The 21,252-nt window shown below is 53.6% G+C and carries 25 protein-coding genes and 1 tRNA gene; 3 read left to right on the forward strand and 23 right to left on the reverse strand.

What is annotated here, in order from left to right:
* Positions 1-21: 21 nt before the first annotated feature.
* From dnaB to rpsF, 7 genes are all read right to left on the reverse strand, one after another.
* Positions 22-1,383, reverse strand: coding sequence for a replicative DNA helicase (gene dnaB / locus MJA45_RS28465; RefSeq protein WP_315605258.1), 1,362 nt, complete (start codon positions 1,381-1,383; stop codon positions 22-24).
* 4 nt (positions 1,384-1,387) lie between these two features.
* Positions 1,388-1,834 (reverse strand): 50S ribosomal protein L9, encoded by a 447-nt coding sequence (rplI, locus tag MJA45_RS28470; RefSeq protein WP_315605259.1) that lies wholly within the window; start codon positions 1,832-1,834, stop codon positions 1,388-1,390.
* Positions 1,831-3,792 (reverse strand): DHH family phosphoesterase, encoded by a 1,962-nt coding sequence (locus MJA45_RS28475; RefSeq protein ID WP_315605260.1) that lies wholly within the window; start codon positions 3,790-3,792, stop codon positions 1,831-1,833. Before MJA45_RS28475 ends, rplI begins: the two co-directional genes overlap by 4 nt.
* Positions 3,793-3,816: 24 nt before the next feature.
* Positions 3,817-4,746 (reverse strand): DUF2232 domain-containing protein, encoded by a 930-nt coding sequence (locus MJA45_RS28480; RefSeq protein ID WP_315605261.1) that lies wholly within the window; start codon positions 4,744-4,746, stop codon positions 3,817-3,819.
* A gap of 143 nt (positions 4,747-4,889) precedes the next feature.
* A complete protein-coding gene (gene rpsR, locus MJA45_RS28485) occupies positions 4,890-5,171 on the reverse strand; it encodes a 30S ribosomal protein S18 (RefSeq protein ID WP_315605262.1) in 282 nt (93 codons plus the stop codon).
* Positions 5,172-5,190: 19 nt separating this feature from the next.
* On the reverse strand, positions 5,191-5,670 hold the full coding sequence (ssb, locus tag MJA45_RS28490) for a single-stranded DNA-binding protein (RefSeq protein WP_315605263.1): 480 nt from the start codon (positions 5,668-5,670) through the stop codon (positions 5,191-5,193).
* Between the two features lie 44 nt (positions 5,671-5,714).
* A complete protein-coding gene (gene rpsF / locus MJA45_RS28495) occupies positions 5,715-6,005 on the reverse strand; it encodes a 30S ribosomal protein S6 (protein WP_315608128.1) in 291 nt (96 codons plus the stop codon).
* Positions 6,006-6,353: 348 nt separating this feature from the next.
* On the opposite strand from rpsF, the gene MJA45_RS28500 reads away from it, so the two are divergent.
* Together MJA45_RS28500 and MJA45_RS28505 are read left to right on the forward strand one after the other, a co-directional pair.
* A complete protein-coding gene (locus tag MJA45_RS28500; protein ID WP_315605264.1) occupies positions 6,354-6,536 on the forward strand; it encodes a YjzC family protein in 183 nt (60 codons plus the stop codon).
* Positions 6,537-6,561: 25 nt separating this feature from the next.
* Positions 6,562-6,816, forward strand: coding sequence for a hypothetical protein (locus tag MJA45_RS28505; protein WP_315605265.1), 255 nt, complete (start codon positions 6,562-6,564; stop codon positions 6,814-6,816).
* 209 nt (positions 6,817-7,025) lie between these two features.
* Here MJA45_RS28505 and MJA45_RS28510 read toward each other — a convergent pair.
* From MJA45_RS28510 to MJA45_RS28525, 4 genes are all read right to left on the reverse strand, one after another.
* Positions 7,026-7,116: transfer RNA gene (locus MJA45_RS28510), tRNA-Ser, on the reverse strand.
* An 80-nt stretch (positions 7,117-7,196) separates the two neighbouring features.
* Positions 7,197-7,415, reverse strand: coding sequence for a DUF951 domain-containing protein (locus MJA45_RS28515; protein ID WP_315605266.1), 219 nt, complete (start codon positions 7,413-7,415; stop codon positions 7,197-7,199).
* Positions 7,416-7,419: 4 nt separating this feature from the next.
* Positions 7,420-8,325, reverse strand: coding sequence for a mechanosensitive ion channel family protein (locus MJA45_RS28520; protein ID WP_315605267.1), 906 nt, complete (start codon positions 8,323-8,325; stop codon positions 7,420-7,422).
* Between the two features lie 61 nt (positions 8,326-8,386).
* Positions 8,387-8,641 carry a putative Se/S carrier protein gene (locus tag MJA45_RS28525; protein ID WP_315605268.1) on the reverse strand — a complete coding sequence of 85 codons (255 nt, stop codon included), beginning with the start codon at positions 8,639-8,641 and terminating at the stop codon, positions 8,387-8,389.
* Between the two features lie 97 nt (positions 8,642-8,738).
* Between MJA45_RS28525 and yyaC the strand changes: the two genes are divergently transcribed.
* Positions 8,739-9,347 carry a spore protease YyaC gene (gene yyaC, locus MJA45_RS28530; RefSeq protein ID WP_315605269.1) on the forward strand — a complete coding sequence of 203 codons (609 nt, stop codon included), beginning with the start codon at positions 8,739-8,741 and terminating at the stop codon, positions 9,345-9,347.
* Here the strand turns inward: yyaC and MJA45_RS28535 are convergent.
* The 12 genes from MJA45_RS28535 to rpmH all read right to left on the reverse strand — a co-directional run bounded on the left by MJA45_RS28535 (position 9,316) and on the right by rpmH (position 20,778).
* Entirely contained in the window at positions 9,316-9,819 is a 504-nt protein-coding gene (locus MJA45_RS28535) for a DUF4446 family protein (protein ID WP_315605270.1), read from the reverse strand. The genes yyaC and MJA45_RS28535 overlap by 32 nt on opposite strands.
* 65 nt (positions 9,820-9,884) lie before the next feature.
* The gene (locus MJA45_RS28540) at positions 9,885-11,042 is read right to left on the reverse strand and encodes an aminotransferase class V-fold PLP-dependent enzyme (RefSeq protein WP_315605271.1); all 1,158 of its coding nucleotides are present in this window, start codon (positions 11,040-11,042) and stop codon (positions 9,885-9,887) included.
* 103 nt (positions 11,043-11,145) lie between these two features.
* Entirely contained in the window at positions 11,146-12,003 is an 858-nt protein-coding gene (locus MJA45_RS28545; RefSeq protein ID WP_315605272.1) for a ParB/RepB/Spo0J family partition protein, read from the reverse strand.
* The gene (locus tag MJA45_RS28550; protein WP_315605273.1) at positions 11,996-12,757 is read right to left on the reverse strand and encodes a ParA family protein; all 762 of its coding nucleotides are present in this window, start codon (positions 12,755-12,757) and stop codon (positions 11,996-11,998) included. Before MJA45_RS28550 ends, MJA45_RS28545 begins: the two co-directional genes overlap by 8 nt.
* Before the next feature lie 384 nt (positions 12,758-13,141).
* Positions 13,142-13,960, reverse strand: coding sequence for a nucleoid occlusion protein (gene noc, locus MJA45_RS28555; RefSeq protein WP_315605274.1), 819 nt, complete (start codon positions 13,958-13,960; stop codon positions 13,142-13,144).
* Positions 13,961-14,553: 593 nt separating this feature from the next.
* Complete coding sequence (gene rsmG, locus MJA45_RS28560) at positions 14,554-15,276, reverse strand: 16S rRNA (guanine(527)-N(7))-methyltransferase RsmG (protein WP_315605275.1); 723 nt, start codon at positions 15,274-15,276, stop codon at positions 14,554-14,556.
* Between the two features lie 3 nt (positions 15,277-15,279).
* Positions 15,280-17,169: a tRNA uridine-5-carboxymethylaminomethyl(34) synthesis enzyme MnmG gene (gene mnmG / locus MJA45_RS28565; protein ID WP_315605276.1), complete on the reverse strand. Its 1,890-nt coding sequence runs from the start codon at positions 17,167-17,169 to the stop codon at positions 15,280-15,282.
* A 21-nt stretch (positions 17,170-17,190) separates the two neighbouring features.
* On the reverse strand, positions 17,191-18,567 hold the full coding sequence (mnmE, locus tag MJA45_RS28570; RefSeq protein ID WP_315605277.1) for a tRNA uridine-5-carboxymethylaminomethyl(34) synthesis GTPase MnmE: 1,377 nt from the start codon (positions 18,565-18,567) through the stop codon (positions 17,191-17,193).
* Positions 18,568-18,702: 135 nt separating this feature from the next.
* Complete coding sequence (gene jag, locus MJA45_RS28575) at positions 18,703-19,320, reverse strand: RNA-binding cell elongation regulator Jag/EloR (RefSeq protein ID WP_315605278.1); 618 nt, start codon at positions 19,318-19,320, stop codon at positions 18,703-18,705.
* A 16-nt stretch (positions 19,321-19,336) separates the two neighbouring features.
* Positions 19,337-20,071: a membrane protein insertase YidC gene (gene yidC, locus MJA45_RS28580; RefSeq protein ID WP_315605279.1), complete on the reverse strand. Its 735-nt coding sequence runs from the start codon at positions 20,069-20,071 to the stop codon at positions 19,337-19,339.
* Between the two features lie 93 nt (positions 20,072-20,164).
* Positions 20,165-20,527, reverse strand: coding sequence for a ribonuclease P protein component (gene rnpA, locus MJA45_RS28585; protein WP_315605280.1), 363 nt, complete (start codon positions 20,525-20,527; stop codon positions 20,165-20,167).
* A gap of 116 nt (positions 20,528-20,643) precedes the next feature.
* Entirely contained in the window at positions 20,644-20,778 is a 135-nt protein-coding gene (rpmH, locus tag MJA45_RS28590; protein WP_315605281.1) for a 50S ribosomal protein L34, read from the reverse strand.
* Positions 20,779-21,252 lie beyond the last annotated feature (474 nt).

The raw sequence follows: 21,252 nt of genomic DNA on the forward strand, positions 1-21,252 counted from the left end.
ATATTCGACAATGCTATCGGGTTAAGCGCGGGCCGCCGCCACTTCCTGATGCGACCGGTCCAAGTTGACGAACTTGTTGTAGTTTTTCAAAAAGGCCAGCTCCACCGTTCCGACGGGACCGTTACGCTGCTTCGCAATGATAATCTCGATGATGTTCTTCTTCTCGGATTCCTTGTCGTAGTAATCGTCCCGGTACAGGAACGCGACGATGTCGGCGTCCTGCTCGATCGAGCCCGATTCCCGCAGGTCAGACATCATCGGGCGCTTGTCCTGCCGCTGCTCGACGCCCCGGCTTAGCTGGGACAGCGCGATAACCGGCACCTCGAGCTCCCTCGCGATCTGCTTCAGCGTCCGCGAGATTTCGGAGACCTCCTGCTGCCGGTTGTCGCCCTTGCCGCGGCCGTGGATCAGCTGCAAGTAGTCGATCAGGATCATGCCGAGGCCCTTCTCCTTCTTCAGCCGCCGGCACTTAGCCCGGATATCGGCCACCGTGACCGACGGCGAATCGTCGATGTAGATGTTCGCCTCGGAGAGCGATCCGATCGCCATCGTCAGCTTCTCCCAGTCGTCACCTTCGAGGAAGCCCGTCCGCAGCCGTCCGGCGTCGACGTTCGCCTCGGCGCAGATCATCCGCTGGACGAGCTGCGAAGCGCCCATCTCGAGCGAGAAGATCGCGACGGTCTCGCGCTCGCGGACGCCGACGTTCTGCGCGATGTTCAGCGCGAACGCCGTCTTCCCGACGGAAGGACGGGCGGCGACGATGATGAGGTCCGAGCGTTGGAAGCCGGACGTCATCTTGTCGAGATCGCGGAAGCCGGAAGCGACCCCCGTGGCGCCGCCCTTGTTCTGGAAGAGGAATTCGACGCGTTCGAATACCTCCATCAGAACATCGCGGATGGCCACGAAGCCGCTTCCCGAGCGGCGGTTCGAGATCTCGAGGATGCGCTGCTCGGCTTCGCTGAGCAAGCCGCCGACGTCCTCGGCGCTCGCGTAGCCGTTGCTCACGATCGTCGTGGCCGCCCGGATCAGACGCCGGAGCATCGATTTCTCTTCGACGATCTGCGCGTAGTAATCGATGTTGGCGGCTGTCGGCACTGCGTTGGCAAGCTCCGACAGGAACGAGACGCCTCCTACCGACTCCAATAGCTGCTTGTCCTGCAGCTTGGCGGTCAAGGTGATGAGGTCAACCGGTTCGTTCGCTTCGGCCAGCTCAATCATGCTCTCGTAAATATGCCGGTGAGCCTCCCGGTAAAAATCATCGCTGGACACCCGCTCCATAGCGGTAACCAGCGCTTCGCTGTCCAATAGAATTGCCCCGAGCACAGCAAGCTCGGCTTCCGTATTCTGCGGCGGAACCCGTTCTAGCAGCAGTTCCCCTTCCATTTGCTTACTCCTCCGTTACTTGCACCTTCAAGACTGCCGTTACTTCCGGATACAGCTTGACCGGCACGTTCGTTACGCCCAGGACGCGGATGGGCTCGTCGAGCACCATTTTGCGCTTGTCGAGGGAGATTTTGTGCTTTTTCTCCAGCTCCTCGGCGATTTGCTTCGTCGTGATGGAACCGAACAAGCGGCCGCCTTCCCCGGACTTGCCCTTGATTTGCAGGGTCAGCTCGCCCAGCGTTTCCGCCAGCTTCTGGGCATTGGCCTTCTCCTGCTCCTTCTTCTTCAGCTCGGCCGCCTTCTGGTTGTCGACGACCTTGATATTGGAATCGGTAGCCGGCTTGGCCAGCGCCTGCTTGAACAGGAAGTTCTGAGCGTAGCCTTCGGATACCTCTTTGATTTCGCCTTTTTTCCCTTGCCCTTTAACATCCTTCAGCAAAATAACCTTCATTCGAATAACCCCTCTTCCGCTTCAATTTCTTCGAGCGTCTGCTTCAGCAGGCTTTCGGCCTGCTCCAGCGTGGTTTCGAGCTGGGTGGCCGCATTGGTCAGATGGCCGCCTCCGCCGAGACGCTCCATAATGAGCTGTACGTTGATATCCCCGAGCGATCGGGCGCTGATCCCGATCAGGCCGTCCGGCCGTTCGCTGACGACGAAGGATGCGTACACATCCGTCATGTTCAGCAGCGTATCCGCCACCTGCGCGATAAGCAGCTGGGAATACTTCTGACCCGGCTCCGTAACGGCTATGGCAATATGATCGTACACGATTTCGGCGTGCTTGATCACTTCCGCCTTGTCGACATACGTCTGCAGATCTTCCTTCTGAATGCGTTGGATCAGGGCCATGTCGGCCCCGTGACGCCTAAGGAAGGATGCGGCATCGAACGTTCGAGCCCCGGTGCGGAGGCTGAAGTTCTTCGTGTCCATCGCAATCCCCGCAAGCAGCGAGGTAGCCTCAAGCATATCCATCTTGAGCTTGTCGTGAAAATATTGCAGCAGCTCGGTCACGAGCTCGCAGGTGGACGAGGCATAGGGCTCGAGATAGACGAGCACCGCCTCCTGGATGAACTCCTCGCCGCGCCGGTGATGGTCGATTACGACGATCCGGCCCGTCTGCTGCAGGAGCCGCGGCTCCGCCACCATGGATGCTTTGTGGGTGTCCACGACCACCGCCAGCGTCCGCGGCGTCATCATCTGCATCGCCTGGTCCGGCGTAATGAACCACCGGCCCAGCCTCTCGTGATCCTCAACCTCGAGCATCAGCTTCTGGATCGACGGATTCGGCCCCTCCAAGACGATATACCCGTCCTTGCCGCTCACCTGAACGGCCTTCAGGACGCCGATGGCCGCCCCCACGGAGTCCAGGTCGGGCAGACGGTGTCCCATGATCACGACCTTGTCGCTGTCCTTGATCAGTTCCCTAAGTGCATGGGAGATGACCCTTGCGCGCACCCGGGTCCGCTTCTCAACGGCATTGGTCTTGCCTCCGTAGAAGGTCGTCTTGGAGCCGACCTTGACGGCGACCTGGTCTCCCCCGCGGCCGAGCGCCATATCGAGGCTGGATTGGGCCACCTGGCCGAGCTCGGGAATGGTTCCCGGGCCGGCGGCTATCCCGATGCTGAGCGTGAACGGAACCTTGTTCTCGCCCGTCAGGTCGCGCACTTCGTCGAGAATCTCGAAACGGTCCTGCTCCAGCCGCTGCAGTGCCTTCTGGTTCATGACGATGAAATACCGGTCGGAATTCGTCCGGCGCAGATAGAGATTGTACTTCTGCGCCCATTCGCTGATCTCTCCGGTAATCTTGGCCATCACGATGCTTCTCGTCTGGTCGTCCATCCCCTGGGTCGCTTCCTCGAGGTTATCCATCATCAGCACCCCCAGGGAGAGCTTCTCTTCCTGGTATCTTTTCTCGAGGTCAGCCGGCCAGGTGATGTCATGGAAGAAGAGCAGCCGCTCCTCCTCGTTAACCTGCACCCGGAACATCTTGTCGCCGAGCGGAATATCCACGGTCGGCTCTTTGTCCTTACGACGTTTCAGCTCCGGCAGGACGTCCTGCAGGGGCTCCCCGATCGCCGATTCCCGGCCGAGAATGTCGGCCAGGTAGGGATTGTGCCACTCGATAACCTTGTTTTCGCTGTAGACGAGAATGCCGATGGGCATCTCCTGCATCACTTTGCTTCCGGCCTTCTTGACCCGGTGGGAGAGCGTGCCGATGTATTCGTTAAGATCCTTGCGGAAGGCCTTCTCGGCCTGCAGCATGTAGTAGGCGAGCGCTCCGGTCAGAACCAGCCCCACGAAAGCCGGTACCCAGTGATAAGCGGCGAGCGCGGCAATCAATCCGATGATGAGGACGAAGGTCCAGACTATGTGCAGGCCGTGCCACCGCTTTAGCAGAAACTTGGGCATTTTCTCTATTCGCTCCTCCGGTACTTAGGATTTGTCGGCAAACCGCTCCCGAATGGCAAACATCGTATCGAACAATCCCACCATGCTGAACAAATAGATAAAGGGGGGAAAGAGAATCGTGAGGCATACGGCGGCTGCCGGCAGGAACCTTCCTTTGCGTTTGTGATAGGTGACATAGCTGAGAAAGGATAAGGCCTGCACCGCAAAAGCAAAGGTCAGCAGGGGAAGCAGGTTCCACACGACCGTAAACAGAAACGGATCCGAGTCGGGCTTGACCATGAAGTCCAGAATCATAACCGCGAGGTAGTACCACACCAGCGACTTCGGAAGCTTCCATTTGCGGACGGGCGACAAAGCGGGTACGGTCACTCCCGTTTTCCGGAGCAGCCAGCGTCCTGCGGCATGGCAGACAAAAACATACCACACACAGAAGGCAATCATAAATACCGGAAGCGATTGGATGACGTAATACACGCTGTTGTCGATCGTCTCAGGGGTCACCATGCTCTTCCACGCTTCGGGTAACGACACCAGGCTGTCGGTCAGCATGGTGCGCAGCGATTCGACCAGGTTGTAGCCGAACAGCTTGGAGACCACAAGCAGAACCAGAAGCTCCGCGAGCAGCGTCAGCGTCCCGGACAGAATCGCGAGCCGGGCGAGGTTCCTTTTGCGGTACATCCGTTGCATGGCGATGACGGAAGGCAGGAAGAACAGCGGAAGAGCGCCCAAGACGAGCCCGAGGGTTCCCCCGAGCAGGTAGGCGGCTAACAGTGCCGCTGCGGCCGTCAAGGCGAATTTGGTCCGGCTGACGGCCATATAAAGAAAGAAAACCGGTACCATAATGAAGTTGATCGTCACCAGGTTAAGGACCGGTACAAGGAACAACACGAGCATTATCAGGTACCCGGCCACCCACAACAGCGGCAGCCGAAGGCTTGGAAGGATTCGGTTCACCCGGATTCACGCTACTCTCCTACTTAGACTTTACCCTTAATTATAGCACATAACCGCCTCAAAAAGTGCAGCCCCGCCCCGGCCCTGGTCCCCCCCTAAATAAAAAAACAGAATGGAAGGTCCATTCTGTTTTTAGATGCTTCTTACTCGGTTGTGTAAGGCAGCAGGGCGATTTGACGGGAACGCTTGATCGCGATCGTCAAAGCACGCTGATACTTAGCCGAAGTTCCCGTTACACGGCGAGGAAGGATCTTCCCGCGCTCGCTGATGAACTTCTTAAGCGTATCGATATCTTTATAGTCAATGTGAGTGATTTTGTTAACCGTGAAGTAGCACACTTTACGGCGCTTGTTGCGTCCGCCTTTACGGCTGAACTTACGCTCGCTGCGCTCTTCCCCGCCATTGTCTCTTTGCTTGAAGGCCATTCGAATTCATCCCTTTCTCTTAAAATGGCAAATCATCATCCGATATGTCGATCGGCTTGCCATCGTCGCTGAAAGGATCCTTATTGCCGTTATCCCGCGGTTTCTCGTACCGGTTGCCGCTTCCGCTGCCCCCGCCCGAGTATTCTTCCCGGTTTCCACCACCGCCGCCTTCCCGGCTGTTAGCCGATTCGAGGAAACGGACGTTATCGGCAACCACTTCAGTAACATAGACCTTGCGGCCTTCGTTATTGTCGTAGCTGCGGATTTGAAGCCGTCCTTCCACTGCGGCCAGACGGCCCTTGCGCAAGTAGTTTGCACAGGTTTCCGCCAGCTGACGCCAGGTGACGATATTGATGAAATCCGCTTCCCGCTCATTCTGCTGGTTGGAGAACGGCCGGTCCACCGCCAGGGTGAACTGGGTTACCGCCACTCCCGCCGGCGTATACCGGAGTTCCGGATCACGAGTCAATCTTCCGATTAGAATGATACGATTTAACATTAAGGTTCCCTCCCCCGCGTACGAATGGGCAACTAATGGGGCTATTAAGCGACTACGTCGTTAGTGATCAGGTAACGAATGACTTCATCGGAAATCTTCATTACGCGCTCGAGTTCCGCTACTACGGCCGGTTCGGCCTGGAAGTTGACGAGCACATAGTGGCCGTCACGGAATTTCTCGATCTCATACGCCAAGCGACGCTTACCCATTACATTGCTCTTCGTAATTTCGCCGCCGCCGTTGGTAATGACGTTCTGAAATTTCTCGATAGCGGACTGAACATTCTCTTCTTCAATGTCCGTACGAATGATGTACATTACTTCATAGTTGCGCATGGATTTATTCACCTCCTTATGGACTGTACGGCTCCCTCCAAAGGGGAGCAAGGAGCGAGGATTAGCTGTATCTCAAAACTCGCACCATATCAATATAACAAATTGCGGTACGGATTACAAGCTTACAGATATAGCCAGCGTATGTAGTTTCACAGAGCTTCCGTCTTCAGAAAGCGACCTAAGCGGCTGGTCTCCCCTCTCACCTCTCACCGTCTTCGCTTACCCTTAAATTGGCTGGATGGCCCGAGGGAACGCGGCGGATACTACCCCTAGTGCCTTATCCGGTCATATTGTCGGCGGAAGGCAGACAGAATTTCGGGAATTCATCCCAGGCGGGGAGGTGGAACCATGGGAGAAAGAACACAATTTAACCCGGGCGACAAAGCCCCGAACAGCGGGCATTATATCGAAACCGGGGAGAACGATTTTCATACCGGCATTAACGATCCTCAAGTGATTACCCTCGAGGCAGGCGAGCGTTTTCCGGAAACGACCAACCACAACCGCAAATGGATCCGCAAGCACCGTTAACCTGAAGAAAGAAGGATGAACCGTCATGCTTAAACCTTTTACATTCACCGTTATCTTCGCCGTGATCGGCCTGCTCCTGTGTTTCGTTCACTACCAGGGCTGGGATCCTAAAAATATCATCCTGTTCTCCTTCAGCGTGCCCTTGTGGTTTATTCCCTTATTTACCAGCTCCCGTAACATCAACCCGGCAGCGGCCTATCTTCTTACCGTCGCTTCCTGGGCCGTGATAGGCTATATCGTCGACCGCTTCGTTTACCGGCGCGGAAGCTCTACGTATTGAGGTGAGGGACATGTTCAACAAATCGAAATACGACGAAGGAACGAACCATTTTCTCTATCTCAGCCTATTCATATGGCTTCTTTTCCTCGTCATGGTCTTTCTCTGCTACTACTTGACTCGTTAAGCCGGCAAAATAAATAATACCCCCCACGTTAGAGACGGCTAACGCAGAAGGTATTGGGTAAACGTATGTATGCAAAAATATCGAATGGCGGAGAGAGTGGGATTCGAACCCACGCACGCTTTGACACGCCTAGCTGATTTCGAGTCAGCCCCCTTGGGCCTCTTGGGTACCTCTCCGTATGAGAAACACGAACAAAATGTATTGTACCACAACCCAAGGCATCTATGCAACGCCAAAAAATAGAAGCTGCGCCGCCCTATTCCTGGCCCTCTTTTGGGAAGGACGGATTGGAGCGCAGCACTTTTTTGAGCTTGCTTTCGAACTTGGCCCGCGGAACGAGCACACTGTGCTTGCAGCCTACACAGCGGATGCGGATATCCATCCCCATCCGGATCACTTCCATTTCATTGGTGCCGCACGGGTGCGGCTTTTTCATTTGGACGATGTCTCCCAGCTGGAAGGCTTTGCGCTCCATGGCATTATCCCCCTTTTTCCGTTGGCGAATAGTTGATCTTCGGTACTTCCATTTGCTTCTCAAGCAGGGCTTTCTTGATTCCTTCATTAAGAACACGCGTAACCGTGCCTTGAGTGTTCGGTTTACACTCCGCGGCAATCCGCAGCGTAAAGTTGCTGTCCCCAAGCGTTTGGATGCCAAGTATCTCGGGCTCTTTTACGATGTTCTCATGAGCTTCGTGAAGGTTATGCAGAATTCCCTTCAGCACCTGCTGCGTCTTCTCCATATCATCTTCGTAGGAGAACGAAATGTCGATCACGGCAAGCGAGTTATGGACAGAAAAGTTCGTAACCGCCGCAATCGTTCCGTTCGGGATGATATGAACCTCTCCTGTCCACGTTCTCAGCGTGGTAACCCGTAGGCCGATCGCTTCCACTGTTCCTTTGAAAGCCCCTGTCTGAATCGTATCCCCTACCGCAAATTGGTCTTCAAAGATAATGAAGAAGCCGGTAATGACGTCCTTCACCATGCTTTGGGCCCCGAAGCCGATTGCCAGTCCCAGCACCCCGGCCCCCGCCAGAAGCGGACCGAGGTTGAAGCCCAGCTGGCTGACGACGAGCAGAATGGTAATAAAATTCACCACATACGAGACGGTATTCTCTATGAGCCGTCCGATTGTCCGGGTCCTGCGGGGGTCAAACCGCAGCGGGCTGCGTTCCCTTTCCACCATCATATGCGTGATGGCTTTTTGGGCGATCTTGATAATAATCCGGCCGACAATCCAGATGACCAGCACTTTGATGATCCCGCCCGCCCAATTCGTCCAATTTACCGGATCGGTGAAATAGTCGGATATGGAGTTCAATTGGTTCTTGGCATTTGTCAGCTGGTTCATGGAAGCCAATCCGGCGGCGGATAGAATAGGCAGCAAAGCTGTTCCCTCCTGTGATGTTATCGGCTTATGCGGGATTAATAGCCCCGCTCCCTGGTCTCTATGATCTATCGATCGTAACATATTCCCCTTCGGATTTGAAATAGATTCCCCTTATCTCCACCTTCTCGGACCGCAGAATCTCCTGCACCTCCGGAAGACGGCTTCCGTCGAATTCGATCGAGATGGCACAGCCTGCCGTAATCTCCTTCGGAGTAGGAAAAAGATCGATTTCGATATCCGCGTATTCAAGCAGCATCTCGGCCCGCAGGGCCTGCTGGGTCGAATCAAAAGCGATGAGCATCGGCTCGTTCATGACTGTCTCCCTCTTTTTTTCGTCGGCCTCCTCCGGTTACGTATAAAACTAGCTTGGCGTTCGTATACTAGTAAAAATACGATCTCCGGAGGAATCTATGAAACCATCATCTTCTACCGAGAGTCAAGCCGTCCCTTCCTTCCCGACCCCTTTTCCATCCTCTTCCCGCATTACGGACCAGCTGACCGAGCGTTTCAACCGGATTCCTCCCGAGCAGCCGATCGTGTTCGTCTGTGTGGGGACAGACCGCTCGACAGGCGATGCCCTGGGGCCCTTGGTCGGCACCCGCCTCAAGCGCTACAATTTTACGGACATTCATCTATACGGCACCCTCGATCATCCGGTTCACGCCATGAATCTCGGGGAAACGCTGGATACGGTCTCCCGCGATTATGCCGATGCTTATGTGGTAGCGATCGATGCCTGCCTGGGGCAGCTGTCGAGTGTGGGAAGCATCAAGGTGCATGACGGCCCGCTTAAGCCCGGCGCCGGGGTTAACAAGGAACTCCCGCCGGTCGGGGATATCCACATTACCGGAATCGTGAATGTCGGCGGCTTTATGGAGTATTTTGTCCTGCAGAACACCCGTTTAAGCCTCGTGATGAACATGGCGGAAGAGATTTCCAAATCCATCTATATTTCCCTTCTTAATGCCAACCGGCTGGCGGTTTTCGCTACTCCTTCTTTGAGGCGGTTAAACCAATAACATGTTTCTCCTCCGGGGACAGGGCATATTTCGACTGTCCTTTTTCGAGCGGCTTAACATACAGATAGGTCTCTTCCCGGCTGTGGATCCCCGTCAGCACCAGACCGTCCTGGTATTCATTGACGATAGCAATGGAGAAGCTGAGGTCGCTTCCCGTATGGTGAAAGGCATTGTACCGATGCACCTCCACCTTCGTTTTGCTTGTCTTCATCTGCTCCTGCAGCTCGTCGATCGCCTTGCTGTAATGCGATACACCCTCTTGAAACCCGTCCAGCCTCGCTTGCATTCCGATCAGCAGCTCCTCCACGTTCGTCGAGCTCGTTCCGTTCAGAAGCTGCTTATACCTCTTCTTCATTCTCCTCAGCTTGATCCATACGATCAGGATCAGCAGGAGGGTCAGCGCAAACAGCAGCAGCGAGGCCGCGAAATACACTTCCGGGTCCAGTATCGTTCCGTTCCCCAAGGTGGTCATCCTTTCCGTCTTCTGTTCTTCTATCTATCCTTATGAGCTTCCCCTACCGGTATGAAGGATAGGGGTTATTTGGCATAATGGCCGCCAATTTGTTTAACCGCTTCGATTAGATGCTGCACTTCCTCGCGTGTCGTGTAATAGCCAACGCTTGCTCTTACCGCCCCCGTCTCTGCCGTTCCGGCGCTTTGATGGGCAAGCGGCGTGCAATGAAAGCCGGCACGGACCGCAATTTGAAACGACTGGTCCAGGATGAAGGCCACCTCCGACGGGTCCGCCCCTTCCATGACGAACGAAACGATTCCCGTCTTATCGGCTCCCTTGGCCGGCCCCAGGCATCTCACGCCCGGAACGCCGGCCAGTCCCTCCATCATTTCCTGGGTCAGTTCCCATTCCCGGCGGTGAATGGATTCCACGCCTTCCTTCAGAATAAGGCTTACCCCTTCCTTCAACCCGGCGAGCCCAACCGCATTCTGGGTTCCCGATTCGTACCGGTCCGGACGGACATCCGGCTGGTCCACGGCCTCGGACTGGCTTCCGGTCCCTCCGTGCAGCAGCGGAACGAGCTCAAGCTCCGGATGGATGTATAAGCCACCGGTACCGAGCGGCCCCAACAGACCTTTATGGCCCGGAAAGGCCAGCATGTCGATTCCCATGGCCTCCACGTCAACGGGAAGAATACCGGCCGATTGAGCGGCGTCGACCAGAAATTTAACCCCTCTGGCCCGGCACAGGGCACCGATTTCTCCGACCGGCAAAATGGAGCCGAGCAGATTGGAGCTGTGGCTGCAGACGAACAACCTCGTTTTGGAAGTAAACGCCTTCTCCACCTGCCGCAGATCCAGATGCCCCTCCTCGTCGGTCTCCAGGTAGGTCACCGCTATGCCCTTGGTCTTCTTCAGAAACTCCAACGGACGGCGCACGGAATTGTGCTCCACCCCGGTCGCGATAACATGGTCGCCTTCTTTCACAAACCCCTTAATGGCCAGGTTCAAGGCCATCGTGGTGTTGAGCGCGAAGCATATATCATTCGGGTTGCGGACATGGAACAGCTTGGCGAGCACCTTGCGGGTTTCGAACAGCACCCGGCTCGCCTTCACGCCCATGCCATGGGCCCCTCTCCCCGGGTTGGCGGCATAGAGCTCCATGCATTCGTTCATGGCCTTCATCACTTCCGGAGGCTTGGGCCAAGAAGTGGCCGCATGATCCAAATAGTAGGTTTTCATCTTCATCTCTCCTATCCAGCTCTTGCACCCATCATGTAATAAAGCATACTTCCGGCTCGCTTTCATGAACCGGACGTATGCTTGAGTTACCCGCTATCCTGTTTTATGAGATCCGGCCCTGCAGCATTTCCAGAAGCCTTTGCAGGTCATCCTCGGAGAAATACATCAGCTCGATTTTGCCTTTGTTATTTCCGTGCTTGATTTTCACGGTTGTCTGGAAGTGATCGCGCAGATTCTCCTCCGCCTGATTGATGAACGGATTTTTCTTCTTGTCGACCTTCTTCTTGTCCTGAGCTTTCAGTTCCCGGCCGTCCTGCTTCTTGATGGCCTCTTCGAGTTCTCTAACGCTCCACTGCTCGCTGATCACCGCTTCAGCCAGCTGCTTTTTGACTTTATCGTTCTTGACGCCCACAATGGCTCTCGCATGCCCCATCGATAATGTTCCACGTGAAACATGCTGTTTGATTTCTTCCGGCAGCTGAAGCAGCCGAAGGAAGTTAGCCACATGGGACCGGCTTTTTCCAACTTTTACAGACAATTCCTCCTGGGTCAGCTTAAGCTCATCCGCAAGGGACTGGTAGGCAATCGCCAGCTCAATGGCATTGAGGTCTTCCCGTTGAATATTCTCGATCAGGGCGATTTCCATCACCTGCTGGTCGGAGAACTTCTTCACCACGGCCGGGATGGAAGCAAGACCGCTCAGCTGGGATGCCCGAAACCGTCTCTCGCCGGCGATGATCTCGTAGCCTTTTAGAACGCTTCGGACAATAATGGGCTGGATGACCCCGTGTTCTTTAATGGAAGCAGCCAGTTCCTGAATGCTTTCTTCATGGAAGGTTTTTCTCGGCTGGTAAGGGTTAGGACGCAGCTGAGTTAAAGGTATGTCGATCACTTTGTCGTCCTCGCTAATGCTTAAGGATGGAATTAAGGCATCCAATCCTCTGCCTAATCGTTTATTCATAGCTCACCACTTCCTTAGCTAACTCCATATAGACTTCCGCCCCTTTGGAACGGGGATCGTAAGTGATGATGGATTGACCATGGCTCGGTGCTTCGCTTAACCGTACATTCCGGGGAATGATGGTCTGGTATACCTTCTGCTGAAAATACTTTTTGACTTCCTCGATGACCTGGATGCCCAGGTTCGTTCTCGCATCGAACATCGTCAGCAGAACCCCTTCAATTTGAAGGCCGGTGTTTAAATGCTTCTGGACGAGACGAACCGTATTCAACAGCTGGCTCAGCCCTTCCAAAGCGTAATATTCGCATTGAATCGGAATGATCACCGAATCGGCGGCTGTCAAAGAATTGACGGTCAGCATCCCGAGAGAAGGCGGACAATCAATCAGTATGTAGTCGAACCGGTCTTTGACCAGCTGAAGCGACTTTTTGAGTCGTACCTCCCGGGAAATGGTCGGCACCAGCTCGATTTCGGCCCCCGCCAGCTGGATGGTAGCCGGGATGATTTTCAAGTTGGGCAAGTTCGTGTCCATAATGGCATCTTTGGGATGAACATCATTGATGATAATATCATAAATGCAGTAAGCCACATCGGCTTTGTTAATGCCGACACCGCTCGTTGTATTCCCCTGCGGATCAATATCCACCAGAAGAACCTTCTTGCCTAGTGCGCTCAGAGAGGCCCCGAGGTTTACGGAGGTGGTGGTTTTGCCTACTCCACCCTTCTGATTGGTAACCGCGATCGTTTTAGCCAAGCCTAATCACCTCAATCACCTTAGCTTCCGCTGGTTCGTAAGCGGCCCAAGGATATACATAATGCCTTATCCGGTAACTTTGTCTGCGGGATAACCGCTGTATGGGCACGAAAATCATACGGAAGCAGAACTTTATTTGCAGAAAAGGCAATAAAATCCCTACTACCCCACCGACCTATCCTGGTGGAATGCTTTTTCGGTTCTACCCCACGGCAAGCCGAAGGTCAAGCCCTCATCCGAAACCGGAATGACGTTTTCAAAAAAAGCGGCTGTCGCCGCAACCGTCTATTGCCTTATCCGGTAACCTTCTTGGCGGGATAACCTCCCTCTGCGCACGGGAAACAAAAGGAAAGCAGAACAACACTTACGGATAAGGCACAATGGTTATTTTCTTTTGGGTATCGAAATGACAATCTCGTAATGATCCTCGTAATCCTGTTCCTTCGTCTTAATGGACATGCCGGAATTCGAGATCATATCAACCGATTGACGTATGGTATTCAAGGCAAGGCGCACATCCTTGGAGAAGGAAACCCTCTTCTGCTTCTTGAGCTTGTCCGACTCCTTGTAGAACTGCACCCGTGCTTCGGTCTGTTTCACGTTCAGTTCTTTGGTGAGGATATCGTTCAAGACCTTTACTTGAAGCTCCTCATTATCCAGGGAAAGTAAGGCGCGGGCATGACGCTCCGTGATCTGCCGTTCCATCAAGGCGTTTTTGACGGGCTCGCTCAGCTGAAGCAGCCTGATTTTGTTAGCGATTGTCGACTGGCTTTTGCCGAGCCTCTGGGCCAGGCTTTCCTGGGTCAGTTGATGAAGTTCCATCAGCTTCTGGTAAGCGATGGCTTCTTCGACGGCGGTAAGACCCTCCCTCTGCAAATTTTCAATGAGGGCTATGGATGCCGCTTGGGCGTCATTGAAGTCGCGGATAATGGCGGGAATGGTTTCATTTCCCAATTTTTTAACAGCGCGAAAACGCCGTTCTCCTGCAATGATTTCATAACGGCCGTTGCGCATACGAACCACAATCGGCTGGATCACGCCATGGGTTTTAATCGTTTGCAGAAGCTCATCGATCCGCTCTTCATCGAAAATGGTCCGGGGCTGGTAAGGACTAGGGGTGATCTCCTGGACTGGCAAATTTCTAACCTCATCCGCCGCCGGCTTTTCCGACAACCCAAACAGTTTTGAAAATTGTTCTTTCATATGAGCTATAACCACCTAACCTGTTTACATAGGAATGGCATAGAACAGACTTTGCCTCACACCATCTACTAATCTAGCGTTTGCCCGATAGGTTTGTTGACCCCATACTCAAGAAACGCGAAAACTCAACCGAAGCAGATGGAATTCCGCCCGGCCGCTAATCCAACAGCGAACCATTGGATAAGCAGCGGGCCATTCCCTGCTTGCTAGTTGATCTCTTCTCGCATAGGCAAAGCAGCAACAGCCATTTCGCACGGCGCGCTGTTCCCAGCATGCACGGAATTCTGTTGGTCCCCCAACATACAGCCGCACCTTTGACGCAGATAAAATCCAGCGAACCTAGGCTGCGGACAAAGTCCTCACTGCTAGCCTGTACTATCAGTTTAACACAACCTAGCCCCATTCGCTCTTCTTTAAATTTCGACAACGCTTCCGCGTTTCCCTCCCAAAATTTCAAGAAAAATGTGACAGTTGTTCCACGTGAAACAGACCACTAGGCATCTAGTGCTTATCCGGTAACTTTTTTGGCGAGAAAATCTCTATATGCACACGAGACTTAATAGGAAAGCATAACAACATTCACGGTTAAGGGACTAGAGGAGCGGTGTTTTCAATGGAGTACCCGGTTTTCTTGGATATTTCCGGGGGGTGTCCGCTATTTTGCGGATTAAGAGAATATGCCGTTCGGCTTGCTCTACCGGAAGGGTCAGCCGGTGGTCCCCCATCCATTCTCCCTTGAGCTCCTTCATACTGAACCGGGCTTCTTGAATTTCATCGGTAGGATCCGATCCTTTCATGGCTGCAAACAAGCCGCCTTTTCGGACAAAAGGAAGGCAAAATTCATTGAGGACATTCAGCCGGGCCACCGCCCTTGCCGTGACCAGGTCGTAGCGGTCCCGGTGCTCGGGCTGGCGGGCTACCTCCTCCGCTCTCCCGTGAATGCACTGGACGTTCTCCAGTCCCAATTCCTTGACCAGATGCGTAAGGAATCCGATCCGCTTGTTGAGGGAATCGACGATGGTCACCTGCAGATGCGGGAACATGATTTTGAGCGGGATGCTCGGAAATCCTGCCCCCGATCCGATATCCGCGAGACGTGAAACCTCACCAAGAGGCACATAAAAAGATAGAGATAACGAGTCGAAGAAGTGCTTGAGGTACACCTGCTCGAGCTCCGTTATCCCGGTTAAATTCATTTTTTCATTCCAGGAGACCAGCTCGCGATAATAGATCGCGAACTGCTCCAATTGACGGTCGTTAACCGTTATCTGATGATCGGCGAGCAGGGAAACGAGCAATTGTTCCGCGCTGTTCATCGCTTATGCCCTCGACGCCGTTACTTTGTTATAATGCTCCAGGTACACGAGGAGAATGGAAATATCCGCGGGGGAAACCCCCGAAATCCGGGAAGCCTGCCCGATCGAGATCGGACGAATCTTCGCGAGCTTCTGCTTGGCCTCGGTGGCGATGCCATGAATCTCTTCGTAGACGATATCGTCCGGAATTTTTTTCTGCTCCATCTTCTTCAGCCGCTCCACTTGGGCAAGCTGCTTCTCGATATAACCGGCATACTTCACCTGGATTTCAACCTGCTCCTTCATCTCGGGCGACAGCTCGTTAGGGGACGGTAAGATGGATTCCAGATGAGCGTACGTGATTTCCGGTCTCCTAAGAAGAGAAAGCAGATCGACGGCATTGTTCAGCACGACACTGCCCGCATCGGTCAGCATTTGCTGGACGTTAGCCTCCGGACGGACCTTGGTCGTCTTCATCCGTTCGATTTCCTGCTCGACCATGGCTTTCTTGTGGAGGAATTTCTGGTAGCGCTCCTCGCTGATCAAGCCAATTTCATATCCCGTTGGGGTCAACCTCAGGTCGGCATTGTCATGGCGGAGCAGCAGACGGTATTCCGCACGGGAGGTGAGAAGCCGGTAAGGCTCATTCGTTCCTTTGGTCACGAGGTCGTCGATCAGCACGCCGATGTAGCCCTCCGACCGGTCCAGAATGACCGGTTCCTTCTCCTGAACCTTGCGGGCCGCATTGATTCCAGCCATGATGCCTTGACCGGCGGCTTCCTCGTAGCCGGATGTTCCGTTGATCTGGCCCGCCGTGAAGAGGGAATCGATGAGCTTCGTTTCTAGCGTTGGCTTGAGCTGCGTCGGAATGACGGCGTCGTATTCAATGGCATAGCCCGTCCGCATCATCTCCACCTTCTCCAAGCCGGGAATGGAACGGAGAATGTTCAGCTGCACGTCCTCCGGCATGCTTGTCGAAAGGCCCTGCACGTAGTACTCGGACGTGTGGCGCCCTTCCGGCTCAAGAAAGATTTGATGCTTCGGCTTGTCCGCGAAGCGCACGATTTTGTCCTCAATGGACGGACAATAGCGCGGTCCCGTTCCTTCAATCACTCCTGAGAACATGGGCGCCCGGTGAAGATTGCTGTTGATGATCTCATGCGTCTTCTCGGACGTATAAGTCAGCCAGCAAGGAATTTGGTTCGGCACTTCTTCGGTGGTTTCATAGGAGAAGAACTTTGGCTCCTCGTCGCCCGGCTGGATCTCCGTTTTGCTGAAATCGATCGTGTCGCCATGCACCCGGGGAGGTGTTCCCGTTTTGAAACGGACGAGCTCAAGCCCCAAGCTGCGCAGGTTCTCGGACAGCTTGACGGAAGGCTGCTGGTTGTTCGGGCCGCTCTCATACATGAGCTCGCCCATGATGACCTTCCCGCGCAAATACGTTCCCGTTGTCAGGACGACGGCTTTCGCCATATAGCGCGCGCCGGTCTTCGTGACGACTCCTTTGCAGACGCCGTCCTCGACAATAAGCTCCTCGACCATCCCTTGACGAAGGGTCAAGTTCTCGGTCCTCTCAATCGTTTCCTTCATCGTATGCTGGTACAGAAACTTGTCGGCTTGGGCTCGCAGCGCGTGAACCGCCGGCCCTTTTCCTGTATTCAGCATGCGCATCTGGATATAGGTTTTGTCGATGTTGCGTCCCATTTCACCGCCGAGCGCGTCGATTTCCCTCACGACATGCCCTTTGGCCGGGCCCCCTACCGACGGGTTGCACGGCATAAACGCCACCATATCCAAGTTAATCGTAAGCAGCAGCGTCGAGCAGCCCATCCGGGCCGAAGCCAGAGCCGACTCGCATCCGGCATGTCCCGCTCCAATGACGATAACGTCGTAGTCACCGGCAGCATATCCCATTATTAATCCCTCCATTAAGCCTTACTTGCCCAAGCAGAACTGGCTGAAAATTTGATCGATCAACGAGTCGCCCACGGAATCCCCGATAATCTCGCCCAGGTCTTCCCATGCGTTGCGGATATCGATCTGAATCATGTCGATCGGAACATAGGCTTCCGTAGCCTGTCTCGCCTCTTCCAGCGAGGCCAGCGATCGTTTCAGCAGGTGAATATGCCGGGCGTTGCTCACATAAGTAAAATCGTTCGTTTCCAAATTCCCGCTGAAGAAAATATGGGAAATGGCCTTTTCCAGGGATTCCATTCCTTCGTTCTCCAGCACCGACATCGGCACGACCCGTTCCATCGGCATGGCATCATATATTGGCTGCAGATCCAGCTTTTGCGGCAGATCTGTTTTGTTCAGAATGACGATGACCTGGCGGTCTTTGATTTGCTCAAGAAGCTCGGACTCATCTTGATGCAGCTCTTCGTTATAGTTGAGAACGAGAAGAATCAAATCCGCCTCTCCTACGGCGCTTCGGGAGCGTTCGACCCCTATCCGCTCCACCAAATCGGCAGTTTCCCTAATTCCTGCCGTATCCAGCAGTTTCAGGGGGATCCCGTTAATCGTAACATACTCCTCTATCACATCTCTAGTGGTTCCCGGAATATCGGTCACGATCGCCCGGTTGTCCTGAGCCAGCGCATTAAGGAGAGAGGATTTCCCCACGTTCGGCCGTCCGACGATCGCCGTCACGATGCCTTCGCGGATTATCTTCCCCTGGTTAGCCGATTTCAGCAAATCCTGTACCTCCCGGATCGCGAGGTCGCATTTCTCTTTAATGAAGGAATTCGTCATTTCCTCCACGTCATGCTCCGGGTAATCAATGTTCACTTCAATATGGGCCATCAGCTCAACAAGCTTATGCCGGAGGGCTTGGATCCGCTTCGAGAGAACTCCTTCCACCTGCTTCAACGCAATCTTGAAGGCCCGGTCCGACTTCGCCCGAATCAAATCGATGACCGCTTCCGCCTGCGACAAATCGATCCGTCCGTTCAGGAACGCCCTCTTCGTGAATTCCCCGGGTTCGGCGAGGCGGATCCCGGTGGTGAGCAGCAGATCGAGCACTTTTTTGACCGAGACGAGGCCGCCATGGCAGCCGATCTCCACCACATCCTCCATGGTAAAAGACCGCGGCGCCCGCATCACGGTGACGAGAACCTCCTCCAGCCTTTCCCCATTTTCGGGGTCGCGGATGTAGCCGTAGGTGACCGTATGGCTGGCCGCTTGGGTCAGCTTTCCCTTCGGTGAAAAAATGCGGTCCGTCCCCTCGATCGCGTCGGGTCCGCTCACCCGGATGATCGAGATGCCTCCTTCCCCCATCGGAGTGGAAATCGCCGCTATCGTGTCCGTTATCATGGTTGTCCCTCCACTCTCTTCCTTTATAGTCAGTATAGCTGTTTCGGATTCGGGATATCCCCGTACCGCCCCAAGGATACTCTTTCGCTACATTCAAAAAACGCAATGACCCGAAAGTCATTGCGCGTGATATGATCAACGTAATGCAATTACTACCCTTCGATTCGGTTCGTCCCCTTTGCTGTAAGTCTTCACCGTCGAATGGTTTTGCAGCTGGGCATGAATGATTTTACGTTCCTGCGGGGGCATCGGTTCCAGAATGACTTCCTTCTTGGTTTTGATCACCCGGGAGGCAAGCCTCAACGACAGGTCCTCTAACGTCTTACGGCGGCGGTCACGGAAATTTTCCGCGTCCAGCACGATTTTGACAGGTCGGGAAGAGTAACGGTTCGCCACGATATTGACGAGATACTGCAAAGAGTCGAGCGTCTGCCCGCGGCGTCCGATCAGAATGCCGAGCTCGGGACCCGTCAGGTTATACAGGATTTCATCCTTCGTCACCTGCTTGTCCACCTGGACGTCAAGCGGAATGGCTCCGATGACCTCCTGCAGAAACTCGAGCGCTGTCTCTTCGGCATCCGGGATTTTCTCCAGCTCGACCTTCGCTTCCCGGGTTCCGATGAGACCGAACAAGCCTTTGGACGGCTGCTCGAGCACCTCAACCTTCACCCGGTCCTCCGTGGTGTTCCACTGGGCCAAGCCCTTCTTGACCGCTTCTTCAATCGTCTTCGCCGTGACTACAATCTTCTTCATACCCCGTTGACCACCCCTATTTTTTAGATGGACGATAAATCAAGTAGGTTTGAACGACCGTAAACAAGTTGGTGTATACCCAGTAGAGCGGAAGGGCGGAAGCAAAGTTCATCGACATGACGAAAATCAGAACAGGCAGCACGAACAGAAGGAAATTCATCTGCGGCATCTGATTGTTGGTATTCGTCGCCATCATTACCTTCTGCTGAAGGAACGTCGTGAAGGCGGCCAGCGCCGGCAGGATATAGAAATGATCCGGCTCCCCAAGCTTCAGCCACAGAAAATCGTGACCCGAAATGTTCGGGTTCCGCATAATGGAGTTATAGAGAGCAATCAGTACGGGCATCTGGACGATAAGCGGGAAACAGCCGGCAAGCGGGTTCACCCCATGAGTTTGGAACAGCTTCATGGTTTCTTCCTGCTGCTTCTTCGGGTCGTCCTTGTACTTCTCCTTAAGCTTCTTCATTTCCGGCTGCAGGGCCTGCATCGCCTTCGAGCTCTTGTACTGCTTCAAGGTGAGCGGAAGAATGAGGAAGCGGACAATCAGGGTAACGGCAAGAATCGACAAGCCGTACTGCCCCCAGAACACTTTAGCGAACCAGTCCAACACATCCGAAAGAGGTCCTACAAAATACCGGTCCCAAATTCCGCTTTCCCGGTTAATGGGATGAGATGCCGGATTGCTGCTGCAGCCTGCGAGCACAAGCATGAGAACGGCCAAAGGCCACAATTTATGTAAGCGCCGAATCAAAATCAGTTTCCTCCCGTGTTCTAAACAAATTTAGGAAATCGTATACATGTCCAAATATACCATAATCGCCCCCACAAAGAAACCGAAAGTCGGTCACCCTTTTGGGGAGGAGCTTTTGGCCGTCAGCATCGTCGCTTTTTTGAGCACGTGGAGCACGTTCTTCTCCATTTCGCTGTAATCGATATCCGCTGCGGGCTTCCGGGCAATGAGGATAAAATCGAACCCGGAGGGGATCCGGTCCTTGTTCAAGCGGATGATTTCCTTCATCATCCGGCGAAGCCGGTTGCGGACGACGGCGTTGCCGAGCTTCTTGCTGACCGACACGCCGAGCCGGAAGGCCTCGATCTGAGGACGCGCCATATAATAAAGTACAAACTGCCGGTTGGCCATCGATTTGCCGTACCGGTATACTTTTTGGAAGTCTTCTTTTTTGGCCAATCGATTTTCTTTATGCACGGTACCTCTCCGTTCAACGAGATGAACCTAAATAGGGCTATCACCAGCGTTGACATTTCTAATAGAAAATAACCGGGTCCATACGTTAAAAAAGACCACTTTGCAGTGGTCTCTTTTTATGCGGATAGAACTTTTCTGCCTTTCAAACGGCGGGCTTGGAGGACTTTGCGTCCGTTCTTCGTGCTCATCCGCTTGCGGAAGCCGTGAACCTTCTTGCGCTTCCTAACATTCGGTTTAAATGTTGGTCTCATCTATTTGCACCTCCCGAGGAATTCCACCTAAAAATACCTCCATCCATTAAATCATTTTCCCAGGCAAAAGTCAACCGCCGATCCGGTCCCGCGAAGCCCTGTGCATAGCTTTCCACAGGCTGTGAAAAATCTGTCGAAATATGAACAAATTATAAACAATACTGACCCCTGTGAATAAAAATAGCCAACAGCTTAATGAAATGTGTGGATAAAACCGATAAACTCGTTGAAAACCTACCTTCGTTTTGATATATTAATATTGTTTTCGGTTGTGGATAGATGAAAATACCCACTAACTTATTAACAGTCTGTGGATAACATTGTTAACAAATCCAAATTAGTGTGCAAAACGCCGCACTAATTCTTTTATTATTGTGGATAACAAGGCTTATCGGCAAAAACCTTTATAATTCGACGTGTCTGTTTATTCGGCGCCCTATCGTTGTTTATTTGTTGAAGGAGTGAAAATCTATA

The organism is Paenibacillus aurantius, from assembly GCF_032268605.1.
Taxonomy (GTDB): domain Bacteria; phylum Bacillota; class Bacilli; order Paenibacillales; family NBRC-103111; genus Paenibacillus_AO; species Paenibacillus_AO aurantius.

Bases quoted from the DNA above. Each gene is read 5' to 3' on its own strand.
- dnaB (WP_315605258.1), bottom strand. From the start codon at position 1,383: ATGGAAGGGGAACTGCTGCTAGAACGGGTTCCGCCGCAGAATACGGAA.
- rplI (WP_315605259.1), bottom strand. From the start codon at position 1,834: ATGAAGGTTATTTTGCTGAAGGATGTTAAAGGGCAAGGGAAAAAAGGC.
- MJA45_RS28475 (WP_315605260.1), bottom strand. From the start codon at position 3,792: ATGCCCAAGTTTCTGCTAAAGCGGTGGCACGGCCTGCACATAGTCTGG.
- rpsR (WP_315605262.1), bottom strand. From the start codon at position 5,171: ATGGCCTTCAAGCAAAGAGACAATGGCGGGGAAGAGCGCAGCGAGCGT.
- ssb (WP_315605263.1), bottom strand. From the start codon at position 5,670: ATGTTAAATCGTATCATTCTAATCGGAAGATTGACTCGTGATCCGGAA.
- rpsF (WP_315608128.1), bottom strand. From the start codon at position 6,005: ATGCGCAACTATGAAGTAATGTACATCATTCGTACGGACATTGAAGAA.
- MJA45_RS28500 (WP_315605264.1), top strand. From the start codon at position 6,354: ATGGGAGAAAGAACACAATTTAACCCGGGCGACAAAGCCCCGAACAGC.
- MJA45_RS28505 (WP_315605265.1), top strand. From the start codon at position 6,562: ATGCTTAAACCTTTTACATTCACCGTTATCTTCGCCGTGATCGGCCTG.
- MJA45_RS28515 (WP_315605266.1), bottom strand. From the start codon at position 7,415: ATGGAGCGCAAAGCCTTCCAGCTGGGAGACATCGTCCAAATGAAAAAG.
- MJA45_RS28525 (WP_315605268.1), bottom strand. From the start codon at position 8,641: ATGAACGAGCCGATGCTCATCGCTTTTGATTCGACCCAGCAGGCCCTG.
- yyaC (WP_315605269.1), top strand. From the start codon at position 8,739: ATGAAACCATCATCTTCTACCGAGAGTCAAGCCGTCCCTTCCTTCCCG.
- MJA45_RS28535 (WP_315605270.1), bottom strand. From the start codon at position 9,819: ATGACCACCTTGGGGAACGGAACGATACTGGACCCGGAAGTGTATTTC.
- MJA45_RS28540 (WP_315605271.1), bottom strand. From the start codon at position 11,042: ATGAAAACCTACTATTTGGATCATGCGGCCACTTCTTGGCCCAAGCCT.
- MJA45_RS28545 (WP_315605272.1), bottom strand. From the start codon at position 12,003: ATGAATAAACGATTAGGCAGAGGATTGGATGCCTTAATTCCATCCTTA.
- noc (WP_315605274.1), bottom strand. From the start codon at position 13,960: ATGAAAGAACAATTTTCAAAACTGTTTGGGTTGTCGGAAAAGCCGGCG.
- rsmG (WP_315605275.1), bottom strand. From the start codon at position 15,276: ATGAACAGCGCGGAACAATTGCTCGTTTCCCTGCTCGCCGATCATCAG.
- mnmG (WP_315605276.1), bottom strand. From the start codon at position 17,169: ATGGGATATGCTGCCGGTGACTACGACGTTATCGTCATTGGAGCGGGA.
- mnmE (WP_315605277.1), bottom strand. From the start codon at position 18,567: ATGATAACGGACACGATAGCGGCGATTTCCACTCCGATGGGGGAAGGA.
- jag (WP_315605278.1), bottom strand. From the start codon at position 19,320: ATGAAGAAGATTGTAGTCACGGCGAAGACGATTGAAGAAGCGGTCAAG.
- rpmH (WP_315605281.1), bottom strand. From the start codon at position 20,778: ATGAGACCAACATTTAAACCGAATGTTAGGAAGCGCAAGAAGGTTCAC.